Consider the following 9424-nt stretch of genomic DNA (forward strand, 5'->3'; position numbering starts at 1 on the left):
CATCAGCACTGCATCGCCACGGAGGCTCTTCTGTCAGCGATCGCCTGCGCGCGGCATCCAGAGTCGGCGAAGCCCGAGCGTCGCGTTGGCCTGCACTGACAAGTGCCCCGATCGGCCGCGATATTGCGATCCGCGTTGTCATGCATCATGAAGGAAGAGGGTATCTGCATAGGCTGTCGAAACTGCGACGCGGAACAATTTCAACGCGTCATTCGGCGCATCGGGGGCTGCGCCGGGATGATCTACAATCTGCAATTGCTCAGAGGCTTGGCAGCGCTTGGAGTGAGTTTCTACCACAGCGATTTTCAGATCGTCCGCGGCATCTCAACTGAATTCTATGGCGTGTCCATCTTCTTCGCGATCAGCGGTTTCATCATCACCCATGTGACACGCCAGGATAGCACCGGGTTCCTGCTCAAGCGCCTTGTCCGAGTGGTGCCTCTCTACTGGATCGCAACTGCGGTTTTCTTCATTTTTACACCCTATACGTGGCCGCACTTGCTCGAGAGCCTTCTGTTCGTTCCGGCCGACAAGCCGCCGGTGCTGCGCGTCGGTTGGACCCTCAACTATGAAATGTTTTTCTACGTGCTGTTTGGTGTCGCGCTCGCGATAAGCAAGAGGTGGGCGCCACTGATCGCTGCGGTTGTGCTACTGCTCTTACAGGCGGTTCAGCATTTTGCCCCATGCGGGCGGGTCTGCTCGACCTATGGGGGGAGGGTGACCGGCTTCTTCGTGATCGGCATTGCTCTCTACTATGTTTGGCTTGCCGCCCGCCTCTGGATGCCTCCGTTGCGCAGGACAATGAAGGTCGTGTCCGCGATCGTTGCCGGCGGCGTCGTCACGATCTGCGTGGCGTGGCACGAGCCGCCAGCGGCTGTGGCGCTCATCATCGTCACAGCAGTTCTCTTGACCGCACTCTTGGCCGAAGCATCCGGCCTCGCCTGTCGGAATCGAGCCCTGCTTGCGCTCGGCGGCATGTCCTATTCGCTCTACCTGACCCACCTGATGGTGATCGAGCCAATGCGGATCGTAGCCACCAAGCTGCCCTGGCTCGATCAGGCGCAGAGCATTCCGGTCATGCTCGCGTCAGTCGGCATGAGCGTATTGCTGGCCTATGTCGTTTTTCGCTTCATCGAAACGCCGATGCTCGCGGGCTTCCGCGCGTTAATCCAGATACGGCGTCGACCAATCCCAACGCCCCCCTAACTGCTCCAACGCGGCGGTCTCTTATCGCCAGGGCGCCAGGAAGCTCAGGCGACTTGTTGATCGCGAGCACCGCTCGCCCACTCCCCCATAACCAAGGCAGCCCCGACGCGTTTCATTATTGGCCCGCCACTGCGAAGGCACTAGGCGGGCCTCGATCGTGTTGAAAGCGCGAGCTATGGTCCTCTGTGCAGATCGGTTGTCCCCACGGACTGTGACATCGCTGGGCAGGAACGAGGCCCCTGGCCTGAAACCGCGCAAGATCAACGCACAGAAGCTGATCGCGACACACGGATGCTGTTCGCTGCTGTCGATCGGGCCACGCGAACATGGACACATGAGCCTGCGGCACGAATGTCCGCCGGGGGCGGCGGCGCCAGATCGCCATCGATTTGTACATCCGATGTACCACGAATGGAGACATGGTCGGCGCGTCTCATTTCAATGAACGAAAGCGACGAAAACCTATTTGTGGCGATACAGAATGCGGACTTCAACTGMGCGAAACGGCTTCCTTCACGTTGAAGCGCGACAATGAAACCTGATGCCTTTGGCGTGGCGTTTTCGCTTATAATGAAGGGCCCTGCGTAGAACCGGCCCTTCATCACCAGCAGTCCCGAAACAAGTTCATCGGGGCCTCCATCAATGCGCACGGAGAATTTTTGGTCTCGATGCACCAGCAGGCACTGTATGGCCGCGATGACGTATGCGAGTTTACCAATTATCTTCTTCGCATCTTTGTTCAGGCGGCGAACAACCGAACCATCGAATCCAACTCCTAGAGTTTGGACGAATACTCGTTCTCGACGCCCCACAGCCGAGTACAGTCCCGGATAGACCGGCACTGAATATCCCTCATTGATGAGGCGAGCGGCTTCCACGATATCAAGCGGGATCCCGAGTTCCTGCGCGAACAAATTCGCAGTGCCGAGTGGCAACACACCGAGTTCGGCACGCGATCCGATCATGCCCGACGCGGCCTCCGATATCGTGCCATCGCCGCCGACTGCCACGATGCAGTCATGCCCATCGTCGGCAGCTTGCCGCGCCAGCCTTTCCGCGTCTCCTGCCATCCTGGTCTCGACGACAGTCGAGTTTGGAAAGAGTTTTGCGAGATCGCAAGCCGAGAACCCACGAGCCCTTCCGGCAACCGGGTTGAACAGAACAAACATAGTTATGACCCGGTATTGGTCCTACCGAACCCGAGATACCGGACACTCCTTCTTCAGGTTTGTGCCCGCACAGCAATGCAATCAATGCCTTGTGGACCTTGATAGCCCGCGATTTGCTCGAGCTCCAGTTACCTGTTCACCGCCTTCTATCAATCGACAGGACTACACTCCATGTGTACGCGCTGGCCGGGTTCGTTATGCGTGCGGCAAGAGACGAGGGCCGGCGGGGTCTTACTGGGTTCCTCGGGCATCGAAGCGGGCACAATAGGTTGAACGGGCCGAGCGACCGGCTTCGGGGCCCGTACAGCGACCGCTGTCAGCTTGGGCGCTGGCCTGGTCACCGTTACCGGCTCACGCACGATCGAATCTGGCTTGTTCGCCTCCGGCGCGGGGTCAGAGAGAACGAGAGGCGCAGTCTGCGGCTTCTCCGCTTGAGCAGACTGCCAGGGTCGCCAACTCCCCAGCCGAGCAAAAGTCTCGACCGTCGGCTTTGTGATCGCTTCGACCGTTGGCATCGCTTGTGGCGAGCAGCCAGCAACCAGCAAGCCGGCAAGGCTCACGCGACAGACTAAGTTCACCATGCTGGCCCCTTGTCAGACATGTGGCAAAGTTGCGGCATTATGAGCGCGGAATGTAGCCGTTTTGTGCCGCGCAAGGAAAGGCCCCGCACAGCATCCTCGCCTTCGGTCCGCGCGCCCCGCCACAGACCGGAAGCCGACCGCTCCTTACGGTAGGGGGCGCTCTCCCACTATCAACCCACAAACGCCTCTCATCGCCCATTGGTCAGCGCCATTCGTGCTTAGATCGCAACGCGCCACTTTGAGCACCTTGTCCAAGCATCGCCTCCGCCCTCAGGCCCATCGAACGGCGCTCTCGGCCGTGGCGGTCGCCCGCCAGAGGCATCGGGGCGCTTCGCAGCGCCCACACCGCGCCTCTGCGAGGCGCCCCGTATACATTCATGACTTGGACCTTGTGCGCGCTGGTCGCTTGGCCTGGGGCCTCGAGCTCGCTAAGCCTGAAGCCTGCACCCTGCCCGAGGCTCTCTTGCGTATCCTGCTGATCAACCCCAACACGACCCAGGCGATGACGGATCTCGTCATGCAGGTCGTGGCGCCGCATGCTCCGTCCAATGTCGCCCTGCATCCGGTGACAGGCCGCTTCGGCGCGCGGTATATTTCGAGCCGCAGCGCGGGGGTGATTGCGGCCCATGCCGCCCTCGAGGCCTATGCCGAGCATGGCGCCGGCTGCGACGCGGTCTATCTCGCCTGCTTTGGCGACCCAGGGCTTCACGCCCTGAAGGAGGTCTCTCCCGTTCCGGTCGTCGGCATGGCGGAGGCGAGTTGCCTGGCCGCCGCGGCGATGGCGCGGCAGTTCTCGATCGTCACCGGCGGCGAGCGCTGGGGACCGATCCTGCATGAATTCGTCGCGATGATCGGCCTCGACGGCCGGCTTGCCTCGGTTGAAACAGTCACTCCGACGGGGGCCGATATCGCCCGTGACCCGGATGGCTCGATTGCACTGCTCGCCGCAGCCTGCCGCAAGACGGCGGAACGCGACGGCGCCGGAGCCGTCATTCTCGGCGGCGCCGGACTTGCCGGCCTCGCCGCACGCGTCCAGCCACATCTCGATATTCCGGTGATCTGCTCGGTCCAGACCGGCATGAAAGCAGTCTTGGCCGCTCTCAATGGTGGTACGGCGAAACCGGCGAGCGGCGATCTCGCCTTCCCGGCGCCGGTCGGGAGCGTCGGCCTGTCGCCCGCGCTTACGGCCCTTCTCGCCAGGTCCTGAACCGGGGAAGGTCCTGAACCGGGGAGCTGCCGCCGGCATGCTCAGCGCAGCAGGAGCGCCGAGCAATAGAGCCCCACGCCAAAGACGATATGGCCCGCGATGTTCATGGCACGGATCTGGCCGGCATTCGGCTTCTTCGACGCCGCGATGCCGGCGCCCATTCCCGGCTGCAGGATGAACCAGCCGCAGCCGACCGTGACGAGACCGACGATCAGAGCAGGCGCGAGGCTCGGATTGCGGGCCCAGTCGAGCCCCCAGATCGCCAGCAGGACCGCCGCGAACACGATGCCGATCAGGTAATGCGCGATCCAGCCGAGGGCGCGTTCGTTCGCCACCGGCTCGGAGCGTCCAATATCCTCATGCGCCAGTCGACCTTGCGCCAGATGGCCGAACCAGCGCCCGGTCATAGCCCAGTTCGGAGTCGGCAGGCCGAAGGCGCGGTTCAGGAACTGGGCCCAGAGATCGAACAGGATTGTCGCGCCGACACCGATCAGCACCGCGCGCAGAAGAAACTCAAGCATCGCATATCCCCGGAAACCAGCCATGGCGCATCGACCGTCGCGCCTTGGCCGCCATGGAAGGGAAGAGGCCCCGCGAGGTCAATCGCAGGGGGCGGTCTTCCCCGCGCGCGCCGCGCAGGGGCGCCATGCGCTGTTCATCCCAGGAGGCGATATGCCGCCAGCTTACGGAACCCTGGGAGCACCGAGGCCGTTCCCTTCGGGAGTCCACACGGGGGATAGCGGAACATGGCAGCCGAAATGACGACGAAAGCACGCGCGGGCGGTCCTCACGGAGTGGATGACCTGCCTTCGGTTGTCGTCACCAGCTATAATCTGGAGATTCGCGACGAGGACGGCTTCGTTGGCGACAAGGCCAAACGTGGCGCATTTCTCGAGCATCTCGACGCCCTTCGCGAGCACCTGCGCCGGACCGGCGAAGACCCCATCACGGTCGACTCCGACAAGATCGGCAAGAAGGAGCTCGATGCGCTGCTGGGGGAAGGCGAGCCGCGCGAGGCGGCTCTCATCCTCAGCGCCATCGAACGCTACGCCCAGTCGCTGGCCTTCGTCATTCGCCGCTTCGCCAGGCTGAAGCCCTGGAGCACCGTCGAGCGTATCGTGGTCGGCGGCGGATTCCGCCAGAGCAGGGTCGGCGAGCTTGCGATCGCGCGTGCCGGCATCATCCTGCAGACCGACGGACATAGTATCGACCTTGTGCCGATCCGCCATCATCCCGACGAGGCCGGGCTGGTCGGTAGCGCCCATCTTGCGCCGAAATGGATCTTCGAGGCCTATGACAGCCTCGTCGCCGTCGATATCGGCGGCTCGAATATTCGCGCCGGCATCGTCGAGCTGCGCCAGGACAAGGCGCCTGACCTCGCCAAGGCCAAGGTCTGGCAATCCGAACTCTGGCGCCACGCCGACGAGGAGACCAATCGCGACGACGCAATCAAGCGGCTCGGCAAGATGCTCGATGCCCAGATCAAGCAGGCCGGCAAGGCGGGCCTCCGCGTTGCTCCCTTCATCGGCGTCGGCTGCCCCGGCCTGATCGAACGGGACGGCTCGATCGACCGCGGCGCGCAGAACCTGCCTGGCAACTGGCAAAGCAGCCGGTTCAACCTGGTCGAGAGCATCCGCGAGATGGTCCCCGAGATCGGCGGACACGAGACGACGGTCGTGATGCATAACGACGCCGTCATCCAGGGACTGAGCGAGATGCCGTCAATGCAGGATGTCGAGCATTGGGCGGTGCTGACCATCGGCACCGGCCTTGGCAATGCAAGCTACCAGAACCGGACGAAGCCGAAGGGCCGCGGCAAGGCCAAGAATGGAAAGGCCGACGACAAGAAGGGCTGACCGCTCAGCTCCGCTTTGCCGGCAGCGCCCACATCAGCCCACGCGTGATGATCGCGGGGAAGACAGTGAGATGATCCTCGTCCTGGATGATCTCCGTGGTCAGCTTCAGGCCGGGATAGTTGTGCGAGCGGAGCGCCTTCTCGAATTCCTGCAGGTCGGCGATCATGTCGAGCTTGCCGCTATAGCGCGGCGAGGCCTTGCTGATCGTCTCGAAGGAAGCGATCGCCATCAGCACATCGGCCTTCAGGTCCTTGTTCGTCTCGGCATAGGTGCGCTCGCGCGCAAGCATCACCTTCTGGTCGTACCAGAGCGAAGGGCTGCCGATGATATAATGCGAGAACATCTTCGGCTCGGTCAGCAGGATGTGGACGCCGAGCAGCCCGCCATAGGAATGGCCGGCAAAGATGCTGCGATTGGTGTCGGTGCGATAGGTCGAGGCGACGAAGGGCATCACCTCGTCGGCAAGAAAGCGGCGATAGGGCTCTGCTTCGCCGAAGATCGGTGTCCGGCCGGATTCATCCTTCGTCTTTTCGCCATTGGGCGTCGGCGTGTAGTCCCGGCGGCGGCTGAACTGCGGCGTGTCGCCGAGCGCGTAGGAGAGACCGACCAGAATGAACTCTTCCAGCCCCTGGCCGCGATTGCCGACCCGGCGGGCAATGCTGCGCACCAGCGGGAAGGCGTAATCGGCATCGGTGACGAACAGCACGGGAAAGCGCCGGCGTGGCGAGGAGTGATAGGAGACCGGCAGGCTGACATAGATCTCGTAGTCGCGCTGCAGCGTCTTGGCATGGATCGTCCGGACCTCGGTGTCCTTCAGAACGAAGGGCGCCGGACTCGACGGGACCGCAACAGCAGCCGGAGGTTCGGGAGCCGGCTGGGCAACGGCAACGCTGGCGAACCCGAGGGCGGCAAGCAGGACAGGCAGGCGAGGCATTCGCCGGATCTCCGACATGAATGTGCCGGGATCGTGACGGTTCCCGGTCGGTCCGCCAAGAGCTAAAGCATCGGCCCGAAAAGTGGATTGCGGTTTTCGGGAAAGCCGATGCAATCACAGGTGGYTAGATCRTCGGACCGGATACGATATCCGGTCCGATGATCTAACGCCGCATGGCCGGCGTCTCGATCGGCAGGCCGCGCGCACGCCCGGCAAGATAGAGCTCGAGCGCCAGATATTCCGGCGCGCCATAGTCGAACTGCGTCGCCCGGACGCCGAGCGAGCAGGCGCGCAGGCGCCGATGCAGCGAACCGACGCCGTTCCATTCCAGCCGATAGGCCGGATAGCCGGTCCCAGCGCCATGGCTGATCGTGTCGCCGCGCAACTTCTGGCCAACCAGCCCGTCATGACATTGCTTGCAGGAGAGGTTGAGCTGCCCCTGGCGGCGCTCGAAGAAGGCCCTGCCCGCGTCGTAGAAAGGTTGTGCCGGACCGCGGGTCTCGACGTCCATCGGCAAGCCCCGGGACAACGAAGCGACATAGGCCGTCAGCGCCAGAAGCTCACCGCTCTCATAGCCGAAGGCCGGCTGCTTCTGCCGCTCCACGCGGCACTGTTCGATGCGCCCCTCGAGATTCAGGAGCTGCCCGGTGCCGGCATCCACCCGCGGATAATGCGTCGCCGCGCCACGCAGGCTCTTCTCCGGCTCGGCATGGCACTGGCTGCAGGCCTGGCTGGCCCCCGGCTTGCGGCTGAAGAGTTCCTGACCCTGCTCGACCCAGAACCAGGCCGGGTTTCGCGTCGGATCATCCTGCTGCCGGCGCAGATCGGGCGACAGGAAGGCGCTCCCCGAGGTGATCTCTTCGCCGCCCGCGGCTGTGCCGAGCGTCGCGATCAGGAGTCCCAAGGCCAGCTTCAACCGCATCGCCGGGTGCTCACGTCACCGTCAGCCTGGCCGTCCGGGTGAAGACCGCTCCGCCATCCTCGCGCCATTCGAAGACGATATCGCCCGTCTCGACCGCGCGCGTCGTGAAGGAGACGAAGGGATTGGCCGAGACCCCCGTATACATGTCGAGCCGGAAGATCGGTTCCCCGGAATAGGTCGCCGTCAGCCGGTTCAGGATTTTCCGCGGAACGGTGCCTCCCTTACCGTCGGATTGGCCGCCGCGATCCATCGGATGCCGCGTCAGAACGCGGATCTCGATGATCTCGCCGGCGCGAGCTTCCGTCGGCATGCTGATGCGGGCGTTGAATGCCATCGGAGATCTCTCCTCATCCGCCGTCGATGCAGGCGCTCAACGTCACGACGACATCGGCATCGCTCATGAGATAGCCCCCCGTGCTGAGCGCAGCGACGACGGTAACCTTCTGCGAGGTCGCCAGCCGCAAAGTGGTCGCGACCTCGGCGCGGCCGGAGCGGGGGCCAAGATGAAACCGCGCCATGTCCGGGAACGGGTTCTTCTCGGCGATAAGATGAATCCAGCGGACATGGTCCGCCTCCGTCATCGGGCTCTCGACCACGATCCTCGTATCCACCGAATTGCCGTTCTCGACGAGCGCCGGAATCTCCAGCGTGATCCTGCCGCGCTCCGGCACCGCGCCATCGGTCAGCCGCGCGATCAGTTCCGGCAGCGCCGGCTGCGTCGCAGCCATCGCCACCTTCGGCAGGCTGGCGAGGCCGATCCCGGCCGCAGCACCGACGACGATGTCACGCCGGCTCGGGGCGGACTCAGAATGTCTTGAGAGAGGCGAGATAGGCAACGACATCCTCGATCTCCTGCTCCGACAGAGCCGGCTTGCCACGATAGACCGGTGCGACATCGTGCAAGCCCTCGGTCCGGTAATAGGGCGGCATCACCGTCTCCGGATTGAGCCGCGATGAATCGACCAGCCTCAGCCTGATCTGCCCGGCGTCGAGCCCGGCCCCGATGCCGGCCAGCGGCGGCCCTATCGCGCCCTGGAACGGCTCTGCCGGATCCGCCCCCTGATGACAGATCAGGCAATTGCCACGCTCCCGATCGCGCAGGATGGCCTGCCCTCGCGCCACATCGCCGACACGCGCGCCGAGAGCCTTTGGAATCGCGTCCCCGACGACGGCGTAGGGCTCCAGCGCCGCGCCCGGCCGGGAGGAAGCCAGTCCTCCGAGCAGGAGGGCTGTGGCGAAGCCGAGGCGCGTCATGCGCCGGGTCCTAGGCCTTCCGCAGATCCATGTTCTTCAGCGGGACCGAGCGCACACGCTTGCCGGTCGCCGCGAAGATCGCGTTGAACACCGCCGGGGCGGCAACCGCGATCGTCGGTTCGCCGACGCCACCCCAGAAACCGCCGGACGGAACGATCACCGTCTCGACCACCGGCATCTCATCCAGGCGCAGCACGGTGTAGGTGTCGAAATTCTCCTCGACCATGCGCCCGTCCTTGACCGTGCACTCGCCATAAAGCGCTGCCGAAAGGCCATAGACGAAGGAGCCCTCGAC

General features: G+C 63.8%; 10 protein-coding genes and 1 pseudogene. 3 read left to right on the forward strand and 8 right to left on the reverse strand.

The window, feature by feature from the left end:
- Window positions 1–237 precede the first annotated feature (237 nt).
- A complete protein-coding gene (locus AC1D34_RS28485; protein ID WP_441505703.1) occupies window positions 238–1206 on the forward strand; it encodes an acyltransferase family protein in 969 nt (322 codons plus the stop codon).
- 260 nt (window positions 1207–1466) lie between these two features.
- Here the strand turns inward: AC1D34_RS28485 and AC1D34_RS28490 are convergent, their stop codons facing one another.
- The gene (locus AC1D34_RS28490; protein ID WP_476826022.1) at window positions 1467–2375 is read right to left on the reverse strand and encodes a diacylglycerol/lipid kinase family protein; all 909 of its coding nucleotides are present in this window, start codon (window positions 2373–2375) and stop codon (window positions 1467–1469) included.
- Between the two features lie 1044 nt (window positions 2376–3419).
- Between AC1D34_RS28490 and AC1D34_RS28495 the strand changes: the two genes are divergently transcribed.
- Window positions 3420–4163 (forward strand): aspartate/glutamate racemase family protein, encoded by a 744-nt coding sequence (locus tag AC1D34_RS28495; RefSeq protein WP_441493180.1) that lies wholly within the window; start codon window positions 3420–3422, stop codon window positions 4161–4163.
- Between the two features lie 41 nt (window positions 4164–4204).
- Here AC1D34_RS28495 and AC1D34_RS28500 read toward each other — a convergent pair whose 3' ends face one another.
- The gene (locus tag AC1D34_RS28500; RefSeq protein WP_476826023.1) at window positions 4205–4684 is read right to left on the reverse strand and encodes a DUF2938 domain-containing protein; all 480 of its coding nucleotides are present in this window, start codon (window positions 4682–4684) and stop codon (window positions 4205–4207) included.
- A gap of 225 nt (window positions 4685–4909) precedes the next feature.
- Here AC1D34_RS28500 and AC1D34_RS28505 point away from each other — a divergent pair, with 225 nt between their 5' ends.
- Window positions 4910–6019, forward strand: a complete 1110-nt coding sequence (locus tag AC1D34_RS28505) for an ROK family protein (protein WP_476826024.1) — start codon at window positions 4910–4912, stop codon at window positions 6017–6019.
- A gap of 4 nt (window positions 6020–6023) precedes the next feature.
- On the opposite strand, the gene AC1D34_RS28510 is transcribed toward AC1D34_RS28505, so the two are convergent.
- The 6 genes and pseudogenes from AC1D34_RS28510 to AC1D34_RS28535 form a co-directional block, all read right to left on the reverse strand.
- A complete protein-coding gene (locus AC1D34_RS28510) occupies window positions 6024–6953 on the reverse strand; it encodes an alpha/beta hydrolase (protein ID WP_476826025.1) in 930 nt (309 codons plus the stop codon).
- Between the two features lie 163 nt (window positions 6954–7116).
- Entirely contained in the window at window positions 7117–7875 is a 759-nt protein-coding gene (gene soxA / locus AC1D34_RS28515) for a sulfur oxidation c-type cytochrome SoxA (RefSeq protein WP_476826026.1), read from the reverse strand.
- A 10-nt stretch (window positions 7876–7885) separates the two neighbouring features.
- Window positions 7886–8209, reverse strand: a complete 324-nt coding sequence (locus AC1D34_RS28520; RefSeq protein WP_069878835.1) for a thiosulfate oxidation carrier complex protein SoxZ — start codon at window positions 8207–8209, stop codon at window positions 7886–7888.
- 13 nt (window positions 8210–8222) lie between these two features.
- Window positions 8223–8717 carry a thiosulfate oxidation carrier protein SoxY gene (locus AC1D34_RS28525; RefSeq protein WP_441492526.1) on the reverse strand — a complete coding sequence of 165 codons (495 nt, stop codon included), beginning with the start codon at window positions 8715–8717 and terminating at the stop codon, window positions 8223–8225.
- A complete protein-coding gene (gene soxX / locus AC1D34_RS28530; RefSeq protein ID WP_476826027.1) occupies window positions 8680–9129 on the reverse strand; it encodes a sulfur oxidation c-type cytochrome SoxX in 450 nt (149 codons plus the stop codon). Before soxX ends, AC1D34_RS28525 begins: the two co-directional genes overlap by 38 nt.
- Window positions 9130–9139: 10 nt before the next feature.
- A pseudogene (locus tag AC1D34_RS28535) lies at window positions 9140–9424 on the reverse strand (xanthine dehydrogenase family protein molybdopterin-binding subunit); the annotation flags it as partial.

This window comes from Allobosea sp. P1_A7, assembly GCF_056406775.1.